Source organism: Pseudomonas panipatensis, from assembly GCF_900099785.1.
Taxonomy (GTDB): Bacteria; Pseudomonadota; Gammaproteobacteria; order Pseudomonadales; family Pseudomonadaceae; genus Pseudomonas; species Pseudomonas panipatensis.
Window position 1 is genome coordinate 293,395 of sequence record NZ_FNDS01000007.1, and the last position, 15,728, is coordinate 309,122.

General features: G+C 67.6%; 17 protein-coding genes. 8 read left to right on the forward strand and 9 right to left on the reverse strand.

Annotated features, from left to right (window positions below):
- The first annotated feature begins 19 nt into the window (after positions 1 to 19).
- Positions 20 to 337, forward strand: a complete 318-nt coding sequence (locus BLQ74_RS17850) for a LasR-specific antiactivator QslA (RefSeq protein WP_139199083.1) — start codon at positions 20 to 22, stop codon at positions 335 to 337.
- A gap of 77 nt (positions 338 to 414) precedes the next feature.
- On the opposite strand, the gene BLQ74_RS17855 is transcribed toward BLQ74_RS17850, so the two are convergent.
- From BLQ74_RS17855 to BLQ74_RS17865, 3 genes are all read right to left on the reverse strand, one after another.
- The gene (locus BLQ74_RS17855) at positions 415 to 1,038 is read right to left on the reverse strand and encodes a glutathione S-transferase family protein (protein WP_090264619.1); all 624 of its coding nucleotides are present in this window, start codon (positions 1,036 to 1,038) and stop codon (positions 415 to 417) included.
- Positions 1,039 to 1,050: 12 nt separating this feature from the next.
- Positions 1,051 to 2,010, reverse strand: a complete 960-nt coding sequence (locus BLQ74_RS17860) for a Vgb family protein (RefSeq protein WP_090264621.1) — start codon at positions 2,008 to 2,010, stop codon at positions 1,051 to 1,053.
- Positions 2,011 to 2,164: 154 nt separating this feature from the next.
- Positions 2,165 to 4,342 (reverse strand): malate synthase G, encoded by a 2,178-nt coding sequence (locus BLQ74_RS17865; protein ID WP_090264623.1) that lies wholly within the window; start codon positions 4,340 to 4,342, stop codon positions 2,165 to 2,167.
- Positions 4,343 to 4,636: 294 nt separating this feature from the next.
- On the opposite strand from BLQ74_RS17865, the gene BLQ74_RS17870 reads away from it, so the two are divergent.
- Together BLQ74_RS17870 and BLQ74_RS17875 are read left to right on the forward strand one after the other, a co-directional pair.
- Positions 4,637 to 5,086, forward strand: a complete 450-nt coding sequence (locus BLQ74_RS17870) for a GNAT family N-acetyltransferase (RefSeq protein ID WP_090264625.1) — start codon at positions 4,637 to 4,639, stop codon at positions 5,084 to 5,086.
- Positions 5,087 to 5,137: 51 nt separating this feature from the next.
- On the forward strand, positions 5,138 to 5,656 hold the full coding sequence (locus BLQ74_RS17875; RefSeq protein WP_090264627.1) for a glycine cleavage system transcriptional repressor: 519 nt from the start codon (positions 5,138 to 5,140) through the stop codon (positions 5,654 to 5,656).
- 633 nt (positions 5,657 to 6,289) lie between these two features.
- Here BLQ74_RS17875 and rarD read toward each other — a convergent pair.
- The 6 genes from rarD to BLQ74_RS17905 form a co-directional block, all read right to left on the reverse strand.
- Entirely contained in the window at positions 6,290 to 7,174 is an 885-nt protein-coding gene (rarD, locus tag BLQ74_RS17880; protein ID WP_090264628.1) for an EamA family transporter RarD, read from the reverse strand.
- Positions 7,175 to 7,362: 188 nt separating this feature from the next.
- Positions 7,363 to 8,337: a serine/threonine protein kinase gene (locus BLQ74_RS17885; RefSeq protein WP_090264630.1), complete on the reverse strand. Its 975-nt coding sequence runs from the start codon at positions 8,335 to 8,337 to the stop codon at positions 7,363 to 7,365.
- 74 nt (positions 8,338 to 8,411) lie between these two features.
- The gene (locus tag BLQ74_RS17890) at positions 8,412 to 8,861 is read right to left on the reverse strand and encodes a substrate-binding domain-containing protein (RefSeq protein WP_090264632.1); all 450 of its coding nucleotides are present in this window, start codon (positions 8,859 to 8,861) and stop codon (positions 8,412 to 8,414) included.
- Positions 8,862 to 8,942: 81 nt separating this feature from the next.
- On the reverse strand, positions 8,943 to 9,707 hold the full coding sequence (locus tag BLQ74_RS17895) for a TOBE domain-containing protein (protein WP_090264634.1): 765 nt from the start codon (positions 9,705 to 9,707) through the stop codon (positions 8,943 to 8,945).
- 89 nt (positions 9,708 to 9,796) lie between these two features.
- Positions 9,797 to 10,531 carry a ComFC family protein gene (locus BLQ74_RS17900; RefSeq protein ID WP_090264636.1) on the reverse strand — a complete coding sequence of 245 codons (735 nt, stop codon included), beginning with the start codon at positions 10,529 to 10,531 and terminating at the stop codon, positions 9,797 to 9,799.
- A gap of 54 nt (positions 10,532 to 10,585) precedes the next feature.
- A complete protein-coding gene (locus BLQ74_RS17905; protein ID WP_090264638.1) occupies positions 10,586 to 10,879 on the reverse strand; it encodes a hypothetical protein in 294 nt (97 codons plus the stop codon).
- Between the two features lie 227 nt (positions 10,880 to 11,106).
- Between BLQ74_RS17905 and bioB the strand changes: the two genes are divergently transcribed.
- The 5 genes from bioB (at position 11,107) to bioD (ending at position 15,696) form a co-directional block, all read left to right on the forward strand.
- Positions 11,107 to 12,162, forward strand: a complete 1,056-nt coding sequence (gene bioB, locus BLQ74_RS17910) for a biotin synthase BioB (RefSeq protein ID WP_090264640.1) — start codon at positions 11,107 to 11,109, stop codon at positions 12,160 to 12,162.
- Positions 12,163 to 12,246: 84 nt separating this feature from the next.
- Entirely contained in the window at positions 12,247 to 13,452 is a 1,206-nt protein-coding gene (gene bioF / locus BLQ74_RS17915) for an 8-amino-7-oxononanoate synthase (RefSeq protein WP_090264642.1), read from the forward strand.
- A complete protein-coding gene (locus BLQ74_RS17920; protein WP_090264644.1) occupies positions 13,445 to 14,170 on the forward strand; it encodes an alpha/beta fold hydrolase in 726 nt (241 codons plus the stop codon). The genes bioF and BLQ74_RS17920 overlap by 8 nt, the downstream gene beginning before the upstream one ends.
- Positions 14,163 to 14,999, forward strand: a complete 837-nt coding sequence (gene bioC / locus BLQ74_RS17925) for a malonyl-ACP O-methyltransferase BioC (RefSeq protein ID WP_090264646.1) — start codon at positions 14,163 to 14,165, stop codon at positions 14,997 to 14,999. Before BLQ74_RS17920 ends, bioC begins: the two co-directional genes overlap by 8 nt.
- A gap of 7 nt (positions 15,000 to 15,006) precedes the next feature.
- The gene (gene bioD, locus BLQ74_RS17930; RefSeq protein WP_090264648.1) at positions 15,007 to 15,696 is read left to right on the forward strand and encodes a dethiobiotin synthase; all 690 of its coding nucleotides are present in this window, start codon (positions 15,007 to 15,009) and stop codon (positions 15,694 to 15,696) included.
- Positions 15,697 to 15,728: the final 32 nt, after the last annotated feature.

Consider the following 15,728-nt stretch of genomic DNA (forward strand, 5'->3'; position numbering starts at 1 on the left):
TCCACGTCGGAGTGCCAACATGACTCGTAATCACCACCACCCTGGCGGCGCAGTGCCCGCCGATGGCTACCTTGGGGAAATCCCGCCCGCCGACCGCCAGCCCGGCCTCGCGCTGCTCTGGCCGGCGCCCGTGCAACCGGCCTTGGACAGCGGCGTGCGCGAAGCCGAACGCTGGCTGCGCGCCGCGCCCCAGGGCTATCTGTGGACGCTGTTCGTCTATGCCCGCCAGGAGCAATCCAGCGACCTGCTGAGAACCGCCTTCGAGGTGGGCTTCCTCACCCGCCTGCAGCAAGGCGTCGGGCAGATGCCGCTGGACGGCCTGGCCTACCGCTTCTAAGCCGCGGCAGGTCGCCCGCGTTCCGCCCCTCCGCGCGTCGCCCGGAGGGGCTTCCGTGGGCTGCGCGCGCCGGTGCCTCAGGCCGGCAGCGTGGCCAGCATCGACGGGCGCTGCGCGACGCGCTCGTACCACTGCGCCAGGCGCGGGTAGCAGAGGCGCCAGTCCCACTCCGGGCGGCGGAAGTCGAGGTAGCCGAAGGCGCAGGCGAGGCCGATGGCGACCACGTCGAAGCGCTCGTTGAGTTCGTCGAAGGCTTCGCCCTCGAAGTAGTCGAGGGCGCGTTCGATCTTCTCCTGCTGGCCGGCGAGCCAGGCATCCCAGCGTTTTTCTTCCGGGCGCACGAAGCTTTCGTAGCGGCTCAGCACGGCGGCGTCGAGGATCGCGTCGGTCAGCGAGGCGAGGGTCAGGCGCCGCCAGCGCTGTGGGCCGTCGCGCGGAATCAGCGGCTCGCCGCCGTGCTGGTGGTCGAGGTAGTCGAGGATCACCCGGCTGTCGTGCAGGGTCTGGCCGTCGGGCAGGCGCAGCGCGGGAATCTTGCCGGCCGGGTTGCAGGCGTTGACTGCCGCGTCCGGGCTGACCGGGCTGAGGCTGGCGTTGTGCAGCAGCACCTGATCGCGCAGGCCGGTCTCGTGGAGCATGACCATGACCTTGCGCACGAAGGGCGAGGCGGGGGCGTGGAAGAGCGTGTAGGGGGCGTTCATGGACGTTCCTCGTTATTCGCGGATGACCGCCAGGCGGTCGTTGCCGGACTCGGCGGCCCAGGTTTCGCCGGGGCGGCCGTTGATCTGGCGGACCTGTGCCGCTGGCTGGTCGCTGGGGTAGGCGTGGAAGCGCTCGGTTTGCGCATCGAAGCGCAGGATGAGGTTGCCGGCCGCGTCACTCAGCCAGACGCGGTCCATGCGGTCGACGTAGAGCGCCTGCGGTTGTGGCTGGTCGCCCGGCAGCGGCCAGCTTTTCCAGGTGCGGTCGCTGGGGTCGAAGCGACTGAGCTGGCCGTTGCCGGGCTGGCTTATCCACAGCCGGCCGACCGAGTCGGCGCCCAGTTGCAGCGGTTTGCCGTTGGCGCCGGGGGTGTCGTAGCTGGTGGTGGCGCCGCTGAGGCTGTCGATCTGGACGATGCGGTTGCTCTCGCTGGCGGCGTACCAAAGGCTGCCGTCGGGCGTCACGGCCAGGCCGTGGGGGCCTTTGCCGTCGGGCGCCGGCCAGACTTTGTAGGCGTGGCTGGCAGGGTCGAAGCGGCCGTAGAAACCATTTTCCCCGGTGAACCAGAGCACGCCGTCGTCGTCCTGCACCAGGGCGTCGAGGCCGGCGTTGGCGGCTTCCGCCGGCAGCGGGAAGTTCTCCGTGCCCAGGCGCTCGCCGTCGATGCGCACCAGGGCGTTGAGGCCGCTGTCGGCGACCCAGACGTTGCCCTCCGCACCGATCACCAGGCCGTGCGGCACCGAGCCTTTGCCCAGGTTGATCTGCTCGGCTTCGCCGCTTTGCGGGTCGAGCCGTCCGGCGGAGCCGTTGCCGGTGGCGCTGAACCAGACCTTGCCATCGTCGGCCGGCACCACGGCCTGGGGCGCCGCGCCCTTGGCCAGTGGGTAGTACTGCAGGTCGGCGGCGTGGCTGGCGGTGCAGAACAGCAGGGCGCAGAGCAGGGCTGGCGTGAGGCGCGGCGACAGCGGCATGGCGGCTTCCTGGGCGTGGCCGGTGGGAGCGGGCACTGTACCCTGCCCGCCGCACGCGGCGCCATCCGGGCCGGCTCGCGTGGGCCGGGGCTGGCGGGCGGACAAAGAAAAACCGCCCCGAGGGGCGGTTTTTCAGTTCACGCGGTGTGGCGAATCAGAGGCCGTTCTTGGCTTTGAATTCGCGACGACGGCGGTGCAGCACCGGCTCGGTGTAGCCGTTGGGCTGCTTGGTGCCCTCGACGACCAGTTCCAGCGCGGCCTGGAAGGCCACGTTGTCGTCGAAGTTCGGCGCCATCGGGCGGTACAGCGGGTCGTTGGCGTTCTGCCGGTCGACCACCGTGGCCATGCGCTTGAGGCTCTCGACCACCTGTTCCTGGGTGATCACGCCGTGGCGCAGCCAGTTGGCCAGCAGTTGGCTGGAGATGCGCAGGGTGGCGCGGTCTTCCATCAGGCCGACATCGTTGATGTCCGGCACCTTGGAGCAGCCGACGCCCTGGTCGATCCAGCGCACGACATAGCCGAGGATGCCCTGGGCGTTGTTGTCCACTTCGTTCTTGATCTCTTCCGCGCTCCAGTTGGTGTTCGGCGCCAGCGGAATGGTCAGGATGTCGTCCACCGAGGCCGGGGTGCGCTTGGCCAGTTCGGCCTGACGAGCGAACACGTCGACCTTGTGGTAGTGCAGGGCGTGCAGGGTGGCGGCGGTCGGCGAGGGAACCCAGGCGGTGTTGGCGCCGGCCAGCGGGTGCGCGATTTTCTGCTCGATCATCGCGGCCATCAGGTCGGGCATGGCCCACATGCCTTTGCCGATCTGCGCCTTGCCTTGCAGGCCGGTGGCCAGGCCGACGTCGACGTTGTTGTTTTCGTAGGCGCCGATCCACTTCTCGGTCTTCATGGCGCCCTTGCGCACCACGGCGCCGGCTTCCATGGAGGTGTGGATTTCGTCACCGGTGCGGTCGAGGAAGCCGGTGTTGATGAACACCACGCGCTCGCTGGCGGCCTTGATGCACGCCTTGAGGTTGATGGTGGTGCGGCGCTCTTCGTCCATGATGCCGACCTTCAGGGTGTTGCGCGGCAGGCCGAGGACGTCCTCGACGCGGCCGAACAGCTCGTTGGTGAAGGCGGCTTCTTCCGGGCCGTGCATCTTCGGTTTGACGATGTACACGGAGCCGGTGCGGGTGTTCTTGCGGCTGGTGTTGCCGTTGAGGTTGTGGATGGCGATCAGGCTGGTGAACAGGCCGTCCTGGATGCCTTCCGGCACTTCGTTGCCGTTCTTGTCGAGGATCGCATCGTTGGTCATCAGGTGACCGACGTTACGCACGAACAGCAGCGAGCGGCCGTGCAGGGTCAGCGCCGAACCGTCGGCCTTGGTGTAGACGCGGTCGGGGTTCATGGTGCGGGTGAAGGTGCTGCCGCCCTTGCTGACTTCTTCGGCGAGGTCGCCCTTCATCAGGCCCAGCCAGTTGCGGTAGATGACCACTTTGTCGTCGGCATCGACGGCGGCGACCGAGTCTTCGCAGTCCATGATGGTGGTCAGCGCGGACTCCATCAGCACGTCTTTCACGCCGGCGGCGTCGGTCTGGCCGATCGGGCTGGTCGGGTCGATCTGGATTTCGAAGTGCAGGCCGTTGTGCTTCAGCAGCACGGCTTGCGGCTTGGCCGCTTCGCCCTGGAAGGCGATGAACTGGGTGGCGTTCTTCAGGCCGGTTTGCGCACCGTTCTTCAGGGTCACGGCGAGGGCGCCGTTGTTCACGCTGTAGGCGGTGGCGTCGACGTGGGAGCCGGACTCCAGCGGCGCGGCTTCATCGAGGAAGGCGCGGGCGAAGGCGATCACTTTGTCGCCACGGACCTTGTTGTAGCCCTTGCCCTTCTCGGCGCCGTTCTCTTCGCTGATCGCGTCGGTGCCGTAGAGCGCGTCGTACAGCGAGCCCCAGCGGGCGTTGGAGGCGTTCAGGGCGAAGCGCGCGTTCATCACCGGCACGACCAGTTGCGGGCCAGCCATGTGGGCGATTTCTTCGTCGACGTTCTGGGTGCTGACCTGGAAGTCTGCGGCTTCCGGCAGCAGGTAGCCGATTTCCTCGAGGAAGGCCTTGTAGGCCACGGCGTCATGGGCCTGGCCGGCGCGAGCCTGGTGCCAGCCATCGATCTTGGCCTGCAGCTCGTCGCGCTTGGCGAGCAGGGCCTTGTTCTTCGGCGCCAGGTCGTTGACCACGGCTTCCACGCCTGCCCAGAACTTGCCGGCATCGACGCCGGTACCGGGAATGGCTTCGTTGTTGACGAAGTCGAACAGGACTTTGGCGACCTGCAGGCCACCGACTTGAACACGTTCAGTCATTGCTTGCCTCACTCTGCTCAGGACCAGCTCGGAACCCCAGGCAAGACGCCTTGTAGTCCGAGCCGCGGAATACTACATGATGCCGTGGGAAAAATCAGGTGGGCTGCGTCGCGGTTAGACCAAAGTACGCATCTCAGTCACGTAGCGGAAATAATGTTCGCAAAATTTAAATAGATTGTTCCAGATAAATATTGAAACGGTACACGATCAATTCGGCGAAATGCCTGACGCGCTCTTGCGCAGTCGCCTGGCTGGCGCGGCCTATACTCAGGGTCCTGTCCCGGAGAATCGCCAATGTCCATAACCCTGGCCCGCCTGGCCGACCTCGATGAGCTGGTGCCGCTGTTCGCCGGCTACCTGGATTTCTATGAAGTGCCGGCTGCCGAGCCGAGCATCCGTGCCTTCCTCGGCGAGCGCCTGGAGCGCCACGAGTCGGTGATCTACCTGGCGCGCAGCATCGATGGCCTGGCGCTGGGCTTCGTCCAGTTGTATCCGTTTTTCGCCTCGCTGGCGCTGCGCCCGGCCTGGCTGGTCAGCGATCTCTACGTGATGCCGGCGGCGCGCCGCGACGGCCACGGCGAGGCCTTGATGAACGCCGCCCGCGCCCATGCCGAAGCCACCGGCGCCTGCGGCCTGCAACTGGAAACGGCGAAAACCAACCACGCCGGGCAGGCGCTTTACGAGCGCCTGGGCTACCAGCGTGACGAACGCTTCTACACCTACTGGCTGGAGCTGTCCCGCTAGCCCGGTCCGATTCCGGCGGCGCGGCGCCGCCCCTACCTTCAGGAGAACGCCATGCAACACCTCGTGCTCACGGTTATCGCTCCGGACCAGCCGGGGCTGGTGGAACGGGTCGCCCAGTGCATCGCCGCGCACGGCGGCAACTGGCTGGAAAGCCGCATGTCGCGCATGGCCGGGCAGTTCGCCGGGATCCTGCGCGTGGCGGTGCCGGCGGAGGGCTACGACGAACTGGTGGAGGGCCTGCAAGGCTTGGCCGACCAGGGTATCCGCGTGCTGCTGGCGGAGAGCGGCATCGAGCCGTCGTGCAACTGGAAGCCGATCCACCTGGATCTGGTCGGCAATGACCGCCCCGGCATCGTCCGCGATATCACCCGCCTGCTGGCCGAGCACGGCGTCAACCTGGAGCGCCTGACCACCGAGGTGCTGCCGGCGCCGATGAGCAGCGAGCCGCTGTTCCACGCCGAGGCCGTGCTGGCGGTGCCCCTGACCCTGCCGCTGGAGCAGTTGCAGCAGCGCCTGGAAGCCTTGGCCGACGATTTGATGGTGGAGCTGAATTTCCACAGTGGCGAGTGAGCGCACGCCACTACTGGCTCGTTCTGTGGAAAAGCCTGTGGGTAGTCTGTGGGCTTTTCCTTGCGTGCCCCGCGATCGTTGGCTTTCGGCGGTTGGCTGTTATCCCCATCAAGCAACGCCTGATTCGTCGAGTTGTGCACCCTTTGCGTGGACGGGCCTGTTGGCGATCTGTGGATAGATCGCTGCGGTGTCGATGGCTATTGGCTTTGATGACGCTGGACGAAATCTGAGCGAGTGATCGTCGCCAGGACACCGTGGCGATTTGTCCACGCTTCCTCACAAAAACCGTGGATCAAGCTGTGGGCAACTTCTGCATGCTCCTCTACAAGCCCCGTCATCCGTTGGTTTGGCTGGTGTGTTCAAGAAACAGGCAGGGCGATGGGGTTACGCACGGAAAGCGGGGATGCGCCTGTGGAAAACCCTTGCGTATCTCGCTGTATGCCACGGATCACGGGCGCTTGGCTGGGTTGGTCGATTAGTGAGCAGGGCGAGTCGCCACGGGTACCGTTGGGGAAAACCCTGGGCGGCGGCTGCGTTATCCACGCCAGCACTGGACGATGCTGTGGAAAAGTTGCGCGCTCTTTGCGCAAAGCCCCGAGGGACGGGGCTCGCAGGGGTTCGTGCGAAAACTGATCAGTTCTGGCGCAGGCGATACCAGATGTCGACGCTGTACACCAGCAGCGCCAGCCAGATGCAGCCGAAGGCGACCAGCCGCGTCGGGCTCAGGTGCTCACCGAACAGCAGGATGGCTTGCAGCATCACCAGGGTCGGCGCGATGTATTGCAGGAAGCCCAGGGTGGCATAGGGCAAGTGGCGCGCGGCGGCGTTGAAGCACACCAGCGGCACCAGGGTGATGGGCCCGGCGGCGGCCAGCCAGAGTGCCTCGCGGGTGGTCCAGAAGGCGGCGTGGGTGCTCGCGCCGTCGGCGAAGAACAGCAGCCAGCCCAGCGCCAGCGGCAGCAGCATCCAGGTTTCCACCACCAGGCCGGGCAACGCGGCCACCGGCGCCTGTTTGCGGATCAGCCCGTAGAAGCCGAAGGTCAGCGCCAGCACTAGCGATACCCAGGGCAGGCTGCCCAATTGCCAGACCTGCTGCGCCACGCCCAGGCAGGCCAGGCCCACCGCCAGCCATTGCAGTGGCCGCAGGCGTTCGCGTAGCACCAGCATGCCGAGCAGCACGTTGATCAGCGGGTTGATGTAGTAGCCGAGGCTGGCTTCGAGCATGTGCCCGTTGTTCACCGCCCAGACGTAGACCAGCCAGTTGCTGGCGATCAGCAGGCCGCTGGCGCCGAGCACGGCGAAACGCCGCGGGTTGTCGCGCAGCTCGCGCCACCAGCCGGGGTGTTTCCACACCAGCAGCAGCGTCGCGCCGAACAGCGCCGACCAGATGGCCCGGTGGGTGATGATTTCCAGCGCGGGAATCTTCTCGAGGAGTTTGAAGTAGATCGGGAACAGGCCCCAGATCACGTAGGCGGTGAGGCCCAGCGCGTAACCCTGGCGGGGATTGGCGGTCGCCATTGGTGGTCCTTGCGGCAGAAGAAGAGAGTGCCGGGCCATTCTAGGTGGGTCGGTCAATGTTGTCTGTGCGTTCAGCTTCGTTCGCCGGGTGCGCCGTGCGGTTGGGCGTAACGATGCCTTTACGGCGCACCTTCGCGCCTGTCCGGGGCGCGCGCCATGGGGTTGCGCCCCGGGGCAGGCGCGGCGCGTCAGAACAGCCGCAGCGGCTCTTCGTCCAGCGCCGCCAGTTGCTCGCGCAGCACCAGCACCTGCTCGCCCCAGTAGCGTTCGCTGCCGAACCAGGGGAAGCTCGGCGGGAATGCCGGGTCGTCCCAACGCCGCGCCAGCCAGGCGCTGTAGTGCATCAGGCGGAGGCTGCGCAGGCCCTCGATGAGCGGCAGTTCGCGCGGGTCGAAGTCATGGAATTCCTGGTAGCCGTCGATCAGCTCGGAAATCTGCGACAGCCGTTCATGGCGCTCGCCGGCGAGCATCATCCACAGGTCCTGGATCGCCGGCCCCATGCGGCAGTCGTCGAGGTCGACGATGTGGAAGCTGTCGTCGCGGCACAGCAGGTTGCCTGGATGGCAGTCGCCATGCAGGCGGATCGCCTGATACGGGTGCTTGGCGAACAGCGCATCGAGGCGCTTGAGCAGGTCGCGGGCGACGGATTCATAGGCCGGCAGCAGGCTCTTGGGGATGAAGTTGCCTTCCAGCAGGGTGGCCAGGGATTCATGGCCGAAGTTATCCACAGTGAGTCGTTCGCGGTGCTCGAACGGCCGTATCGCGCCGACCGCATGCAAACGGCCGAGCAACTGGCCGAGGCGGTAGAGCTGGTCCAGGTTGCCGGGCTCCGGGGCGCGGCCGCCACGGCGCGGGAACAGGGTGAAGCGGAAGCCGGCGAACTCGAACAGGGTCTCGCCATCGCGCACCAGCGGGGCGACCACCGGCACTTCGCGATCGGCCAGTTCGGCGGAGAAGGCGTGTTCCTCGCGAATCGCCGCGTCGCTCCAGCGGCCGGGGCGGTAGAACTTGGCGATCAGCGGCTGGTTGTCCTCGATGCCCACCTGATAGACGCGGTTCTCATAGCTGTTCAGCGCCAGTACCCGGGCGTCGCTGAGGAAGCCGAGGCTTTCCACCGCATCGAGGACCAGGTCTGGCGTGAGGGCGGAAAAGGGATGGGTCATGGCGGCGATCCGGTAGTGAACAGGGCCACTAGTGTACGCATGCCGTCGCCCGATTGCTGCGACGGGGTGTGTCCTCAGGGACCGCAGCCAGGGTCGCTGGGCAGTTGGTAGCCGGCCTGGCGCAGGGTCTCGCGGTGGGCGCGGAGGTAGGCCAGGAAGCGCTCGGCCAGCACATGCCGTGGCCCCTGCACGAGCACCGTGTACTGGCGCGGCTGCGTCTTGCAGGCATAGGTTTGCGCCGGCTCGCCGAGGCCTTGGGCGTTCAGTTGCCGGGCACTGCCGTCGTCGCTGAAGAACAGATCGAAGGCCGCGCCCTGGGCGATTTCCGTGGCCAGAGTGGCGCTGTCGCCCTGGATCAGCAGGACCTTGTTGCCGGTGTCGGCCTGGTATTGGTCGACCAGTGGCGCCAGGGCCGGCATCGATTCGTTGCCGCTGGCGACGCGCAAGACGTCCGGGGTGGCCTGGCCGAGCGTGGGCAGCAGGGCCAGCAGGCACAGGCAGAGCAGGGCAAGTGGGCGGCGCATGGCATGGCTCCTGACAATCGGCCGGGAAGACCTATTGGAGCGCGCAGATCGCCGATTGCCCTTGATATAGCGCAGGCTTTCTCAAAGCGGGGTGCCGAGAATCACTTGGGCGGGAGAGAACTGCGCGCGCACCGGGTCGCCTTCGTTCAGGCGCAGGATGTCGATGCGTTCCTGCTCGGTGAGGGCGCAGAGAACCTGGCCGTTGGGCAACTGGATGCGCACTTCGCTGGGGCCGCCGCTGGCTTCGTGGATGCTCTCGATGCAGCCTTCCAGGGCGTTGAGCCCGGCGGGGCAGGGGATCTGCGGCAGGTCGACGTAGAGCCAGCCGGCCTTCATCAGGGCGACCACCGGGCGGCCGTCGCTCAGTTCCAGCTTCTCGGTGCTTTCCCGCGTGATCCGCGCCTGGATGCGCGCACCGCCGGGCAGCTCGATGGCCACCAGGTCGTTCAGGCCGTGGCGTTCGATGCCGCAGATGCGCCCGTGCAACTGGTTGCGCGCGCTGGTGCGCATCATCAGGCGCCCGATCAGCTCGAGGTCGGCTTCTTCCTCGAGGCTTTCCAGCATGTGCTCGCGCAGGCTTTCCAGGCGCTGGTAGAGCGCCAGCAGGCGTTCGCCGTCGCCGGTCAGGCGCGCGCCGCCGCCACCCTTGCCGCCGACGCTGCGTTCCACCAGCGGACGTTCGGCCAGGTTGTTGAGTTCGTCGATGGCGTCCCAGGCGGTTTTGTAGCTCATCCCGGCGGCCTTAGCGGCCTGGGTGATGGAGCCGAGTTGGGCGATTTGCGCGAGCAGGGCGATGCGTTGCGGGCGACGGGTGACGTGCTGGGTCAGCAGGCTGAGGGCGGACATGGGATTCGTGGGGGTCATTGGAATCCCGCGAGGCTCGTTCGCGCGCCGGGAAAAGGCAAGCGGAATCTGCCGGACGTATCGACTCGGCCTCAGCCCGGTTTGGCTGTCCGCGCCAGGCAGTAGACGTCCACGCGCTGCGCGCCGGCGCGCAGCAGCAGCCGGGCGAGGCGCTCGGCGGTGGCGCCGGTGGTCAGCACGTCATCGACCAGCGCCAGGTGGCGGCCCTGCACCGCGTCGCCGTCGTCCAGGGCGAAGGCGTGGCGCAGGTTGCGTTTGCGCGCGGCGGCATCCAGGCCCTGTTGCGCCGGGGTGTCCTGCACGCGGCGCAGCACGCGGCCCTTCGCCAGGCGCAAGTCGCTGGCCAGCCAGTCGGCCAGCAGCGCGGCCTGGTTGAAGCCGCGCTGGCGCTCGCGGCGCGCGGCCAGCGGCACCGGCAATAGCAGGTCGGGACGTGGCAGTCCCTCGTCAAAAGCCTGTTGCAGATGGCGCGAGAACAATTGCCCGAGCAGGCGCCCCAGCGGGCGGTCGCCCTGGTGCTTGAAGCGGGTGATCAGGCGATCGACGGGGAAGGCGTAGCGCCACGGCGCCTCGGTATGGCTGAAGGCGGGCGGCCGCCGCAGGCATTCGCCGCAGGCCAGCCCGTGGCTCGGCAGGGGCAGGGCGCAGCGCGGGCAGCGTCCGGCCAGCCAGGGCAGGTCGCTATCGCAGCCGACGCACAGGGGCAGTCCGCCACTGTCGGCCGCGGCGCCGCAGAGCAGGCAGTCCGGGCGATGGACGCTCCAGGCCGGGCGCAGTTGCCGCAACAGCGGCGGGAGGAGGCGCATCGAAGCTCTCCATGAGGATGCTGGCCATCCGCTCGGATGGCGAAAAGCGGAGCCTCAATGGATCAGCCAGCTCATGACGATGAGTCCGAGGAGGGTGAGGATCAGCCCGCCGACGAAGGCGCGCCGGAACAGCGCGCGGACGCCACTGTAGAGGAGCATCAGGCCGACGATCAGTAGGACGAAGCTGAAGATCGAGACGTTCATTCCCATGGCACGGGCCAGGCCGTGGAGGAAGTCGTCCATGGCGCGCCAGATGCTGCCGAGCAGTCCGGAGAGCAGTTCGACGATGAAACGGATGGCCTTGCCGAGCATCTGGCCGAGCCAATCGAAAATGCCTTCTGTTGCCATGAAGTCGCGGGTCTCCTGGGGTAGCGATGGGGTTGGAGTGGCGTCGCATCGACGGGTTCGGTACGTCACACGCGTGGTTATATTTTGATCAGTTGTCAACCTGTGACTCGTCTTTGGTTGACAGCGCCTAAGGCTTACATATGATGCCTCGAAAGCCTGAATCGCCGCGCGCCGCCGTGGCGTCACCGAACCACGAGGCGCCACCCAAGCGTCGAAGGAATCCCCCCATGAGTGCAACCGCATCTGTCGCCACCCGCCACGACTGGTCTCTCGCTGAAGTGAAGGCGCTCTTCGAGCTGCCGTTCAACGACCTGCTGTTCCAGGCGCAGAGCGTGCACCGGGTGCATTTCGACCCGAACCGCGTACAGGTCTCCACCCTGCTGTCGATCAAGACCGGCGCCTGCCCGGAAGACTGCAAGTACTGCCCGCAGTCCGGCCACTACAACACCGGCCTGGACAAAGAGAAACTGATGGAAGTGCAGAAGGTGCTGCAGGCCGCGGCCGAGGCCAAGGCCATCGGTTCCACCCGCTTCTGCATGGGCGCCGCCTGGAAGCATCCGTCGGCCAAGGACATGCCCTACGTGCTGGAGATGGTCAAGGGCGTGAAAAAGCTCGGCCTGGAAACCTGCATGACCCTCGGCAAGCTGACCCAGGAACAGACCCAGGCGCTGGCCGAAGCCGGCCTCGACTACTACAACCACAACCTCGATACCTCGCCGGAGTTCTACGGCAACATCATCACCACCCGCACCTACGGCGAGCGTCTGCAGACCCTGGCCTATGTGCGCGAGGCGGGGATGAAGATCTGCTCCGGCGGCATCCTCGGCATGGGCGAGTCGCTGGACGACCGCGCCGGCCTGCTGATCCAGTTGGCCAACCTGCCGGAGCACCCGGAGTCGGTGCCGATCAACATGCTGGTCAAGGTCAAGGGCACGCCGCTGGCCGAGGAGCAGGACGTCGATCCGTTCGACTTCATCCGCACCCTGGCCGTGGCGCGGATCATGATGCCGAAGTCCCACGTGCGCCTGTCCGCCGGCCGTGAGCAGATGAACGAGCAGATGCAGGCCCTGGCCTTCTTCGCTGGCGCCAACTCGATCTTCTACGGCGAGAAGCTGCTGACCACCGCCAACCCGCAGGCGGAAAAGGACATGCAACTGTTCGCCCGCCTCGGCATCAAGCCGGAGGAGCGCGAAGAGCACGCCGACGAAGTGCACCAGGCGGCCATCGAGCAGGCCCTGGTCGAACAGCGCGATTCGCAGTTGTTCTACAACGCGGCGGTGTAAACCGCGCCGCGAGCCGCAGGCGGCGGAGCGCGCGCTCCCGACTGCTTTACTTGTAGCTTGACGCTTGCCGCCTGGAGCTGTCCGATGTCCTTCGATCTCGCCGCCCGCCTGGCCCAGCGCCGGGCGGACGATCTCTACCGCCAGCGCCCGCTGCTGGAGTCGCCGCAAGGCCCACTGGTGCGGGTCGATGGCCGGCCGATGCTGGCCTTCTGTTCCAACGATTATCTCGGCCTGGCCAATCACCCCGAGGTGATCGCCGCGCTGCGTGACGGCGCCGAGCGCTGGGGCGTGGGCGGTGGCGCTTCGCACCTGGTCAACGGCCACTGCGGCCCGCACCATGAATTGGAGCTGGCCCTCGCCGAGTTCACCGGGCGTCCGCGCGCCCTGCTGTTCTCTACCGGCTACATGGCCAACCTGGGCGCCGTCACCGCGCTGCTGGGCAAGGGCGATACCGTGCTGGAAGACCGCCTCAACCATGCCTCCCTGCTCGACGCCGGGCTGCTCAGCGGCGCGCGCTTCTCGCGCTACCTGCACAATGATCCGGCCAGCCTGGCCGGGCGCCTGGCCAAGGCCGAGGGCAATACCCTGGTGGTGACCGACGGCGTGTTCAGCATGGACGGCGACCTCGCCGAGCTGCCGGCCCTGGCGGCACAGGCCAAGGCCCATGGCGCCTGGCTGATGGTCGATGACGCCCATGGCTTCGGCCCGCTGGGCGCCCATGGCGGCGGCATCGTCGAGCATTTCGGCCTGGGCCTGGACGATGTCCCGGTGCTGGTCGGCACCCTCGGCAAAGCCTTCGGCACGGCCGGGGCCTTCGTCGCTGGCAGCGAGGAGCTGATCGAGACGCTGATCCAGTTCGCCCGTCCCTACATCTACACCACCAGCCAACCGCCGGCGCTGGCCTGCGCCACCCTGAAAAGCCTGGAGCTGCTGCGCGGCGAGGGCTGGCGCCGCGAGCACCTGCGCGCGCTGATCGAGCGCTTCCGGCATGGCGCGCAGGCGATCGGCCTGCGTCTGATGGACAGCTTCACCCCGATCCAGCCGATCCTTATCGGCGGCAGTCGCCAGGCCATGGCCCTGTCCGAAGCGCTGCGCGGCCACGGCATCCTGGTCGGCGCGATTCGCCCGCCGACCGTGCCGGCGGGCAGCGCGCGCCTGCGTGTCACCCTCAGCGCCAGCCATACTGAGAGTCAGGTCGATCGCCTGCTCGATGCCTTGGCGCAAAGCTGGCAGCAGGTGTCGTCCAGCCTGTTGGCGGAGATCGATGCCGAGGAGGGTGAAGATGCGTGACCAACTGATCCTGTTGCCCGGCTGGGGGCTCGGCAGCGCGCCGCTGGAACCCCTGCGCGATGCCCTGCTGGAGCAGGCGCCACACCTGGCGGTGCGCATCGAACCGCTGCCGCTGGAGGCGGACGCCAGGGTCTGGCTGGATGTCCTGGATGAAGAGCTGCCCGGCGACACCTGGCTGGGCGGCTGGTCCCTTGGCGGCATGCTCGCCGCCGAACTGGCCGCGCGGCGCGGCGAGGCCTGCCGCGGTCTGATCAGTTGCGCCGCGAACGCCAGCTTCCGTCAGCGCGACGACTGGCCGAACGCCATGCCGACGACGGTCTTCGAGGATTTCTTCGAGGCCTTCCTGCTGGAGCCGGAGCTGACCCGCAAGCGCTTCACCCTGCTGGTCAGCCAGGGCGCCCGCGATGGCCGGACCCTGGCGCGCCAGCTCCAGGTGGCGCTGCCGCAACTGGATGTCGAGGCGCTCCGCGCCGGTCTGCAATTGCTCGGCCTGCTCGATACCCGGGCGGCCCTGCAGCGCTACGCCGGCCCGCAACTGCACCTGTTCGCCGGCAACGACGCACTGGTCCCGGCGAGTGCCGCCGCGGCGCTGCTGGAGTGGTTGCCCGACGTGGAGACGGCGCTGTTCGACGGCGCCAGCCACGGCCTGCCCCTGGAGCGTCCGGACGACGTGGCCGCGGCGATCCTGGGTTTCATTCATGAGGGCGACGATGCCTGATTCCGCTTTTTCCGCTGGCAGCGCGGTGCCGGGCAGCGATGCCCATCTGCCGGACAAGCGCCAGGTCGCCGCGTCCTTCTCCCGCGCGGCGGCCAGCTATGACGCCGTCGCCGAGTTGCAGCGCGAGGTCGGTGAAAGCCTGCTGGCGCGCTTGCCGACGGCGCTGTCGCCGCGGCGCTGGGTCGATCTGGGCTGCGGCACCGGCTATTTCAGCCGCGCCCTGGGGCAACGCTTCGGCGACGCCGAAGGCCTGGGCGTGGACATCGCCGAAGGCATGCTGCGTTACGCCGGCGCTCGCGGTGGCGCGCGCTATTTCATCGGCGGCGACGCCGAGCGTCTGCCGTTGCGCACGCAGAGCTGTGACCTGCTGTTTTCCAGCCTGGCGATCCAGTGGTGCGCCGATCTGCCCGCGGTGCTCGGCGAGGCGCGCCGGGTCCTGCGCGAAGGCGGCGTGTTCGCCTTCAGCAGCCTCTGTGTCGGCACCCTGGGCGAGTTGCGCGCCAGTTGGCAGGCGGTGGACGGCTTCACCCACGTCAATCGCTTCCGCGCTTTCGCCGATTACCAGGCGCACTGCGCCGCCAGTGGCCTGGAGCTGCTGGAGCTGGCCAGCGAGGACCGCGTCCTGCACTTCCCTGACCTGCGCAGCCTGACCCATGAACTCAAGGCGCTGGGCGCGCACAACCTCAATCCGGGTCGCCCGGACGGCCTGACCGGTCGCGCCCGGGTGCGCGCGCTGATCGACGCCTACGAACGCTTCCGCCAGCCGCAGGGATTGCCGGCGACTTACCGGGTGGTCCAGGCCATCCTGCGCAAACCCCTGTCCCTGTAGGAACGCCATGCAGCACGCTTATTTCATCACTGGCACTGATACCGAGATCGGCAAGACCACCATTGCCTGCGGCCTGCTTCACGCGGCGCGGCTCATCGGCCTGTCCACCGCGGCGGCCAAGCCGGTGGCGTCCGGCTGCGAGCGGCACATCGAAGGGCTGCGCAACGCCGATGCCCTGGCCCTGCTCGACGAATGCACGCTGCCGTTGGCGTATGAACAGGTGAATCCCTTCGCCTTCGAGCCGGCCATCGCCCCGCACCTGGCGGCCCGCGAAGTGGGCGTGGCGCTCAGCGCCGAGGCGCTGGTCGGGCCGGTGCGCCAAGTGCTCGATCAGCGCGCCGATTTCACCCTGGTCGAAGGCGCCGGCGGCTGGCGCGTACCGCTGGCCGGCGAGGAGAGTCTGTCCGACCTGGCGATCATGCTCGGCATGCCGGTGATCCTGGTGGTGGGCGTGCGCCTGGGCTGCATCAACCACGCGGTGCTCAGCGCCGAAGCCATCCTGCGCGACGGGCTGCCCCTGGCGGGCTGGGTGGCGAATATCATCGACCCGGCGACGTCGCGCCTGGAGGAAAACCTCGCGACCCTCGCCGAACGCCTGCCGGCGCCCTGCATCGGCCGCGTGCCGCTCCTTGCCGCGCCGACACCATTCGCCGTGGCCAGCCACCTCGACCTGGGCATCCTCGATCTTCCGGATTGATGGCCTTTGCCCATCATGGCCAATCCTGCTTG

Coding starts and splice junctions, on each gene's coding strand:
- BLQ74_RS17860 (WP_090264621.1), bottom strand. CDS start 2,010: ATGCCGCTGTCGCCGCGCCTCACGCCAGCCCTGCTCTGCGCCCTGCTG.
- BLQ74_RS17870 (WP_090264625.1), top strand. CDS start 4,637: ATGTCCATAACCCTGGCCCGCCTGGCCGACCTCGATGAGCTGGTGCCG.
- BLQ74_RS17865 (WP_090264623.1), bottom strand. CDS start 4,342: ATGACTGAACGTGTTCAAGTCGGTGGCCTGCAGGTCGCCAAAGTCCTG.
- BLQ74_RS17885 (WP_090264630.1), bottom strand. CDS start 8,337: ATGACCCATCCCTTTTCCGCCCTCACGCCAGACCTGGTCCTCGATGCG.
- bioF (WP_090264642.1), top strand. CDS start 12,247: ATGTCCTTCGATCTCGCCGCCCGCCTGGCCCAGCGCCGGGCGGACGAT.
- BLQ74_RS17900 (WP_090264636.1), bottom strand. CDS start 10,531: ATGCGCCTCCTCCCGCCGCTGTTGCGGCAACTGCGCCCGGCCTGGAGC.
- bioC (WP_090264646.1), top strand. CDS start 14,163: ATGCCTGATTCCGCTTTTTCCGCTGGCAGCGCGGTGCCGGGCAGCGAT.
- BLQ74_RS17920 (WP_090264644.1), top strand. CDS start 13,445: ATGCGTGACCAACTGATCCTGTTGCCCGGCTGGGGGCTCGGCAGCGCG.
- BLQ74_RS17855 (WP_090264619.1), bottom strand. CDS start 1,038: ATGAACGCCCCCTACACGCTCTTCCACGCCCCCGCCTCGCCCTTCGTG.
- rarD (WP_090264628.1), bottom strand. CDS start 7,174: ATGGCGACCGCCAATCCCCGCCAGGGTTACGCGCTGGGCCTCACCGCC.
- BLQ74_RS17890 (WP_090264632.1), bottom strand. CDS start 8,861: ATGCGCCGCCCACTTGCCCTGCTCTGCCTGTGCCTGCTGGCCCTGCTG.
- bioB (WP_090264640.1), top strand. CDS start 11,107: ATGAGTGCAACCGCATCTGTCGCCACCCGCCACGACTGGTCTCTCGCT.
- BLQ74_RS17895 (WP_090264634.1), bottom strand. CDS start 9,707: ATGTCCGCCCTCAGCCTGCTGACCCAGCACGTCACCCGTCGCCCGCAA.
- BLQ74_RS17850 (WP_139199083.1), top strand. CDS start 20: ATGACTCGTAATCACCACCACCCTGGCGGCGCAGTGCCCGCCGATGGC.
- BLQ74_RS17875 (WP_090264627.1), top strand. CDS start 5,138: ATGCAACACCTCGTGCTCACGGTTATCGCTCCGGACCAGCCGGGGCTG.
- BLQ74_RS17905 (WP_090264638.1), bottom strand. CDS start 10,879: ATGGCAACAGAAGGCATTTTCGATTGGCTCGGCCAGATGCTCGGCAAG.
- bioD (WP_090264648.1), top strand. CDS start 15,007: ATGCAGCACGCTTATTTCATCACTGGCACTGATACCGAGATCGGCAAG.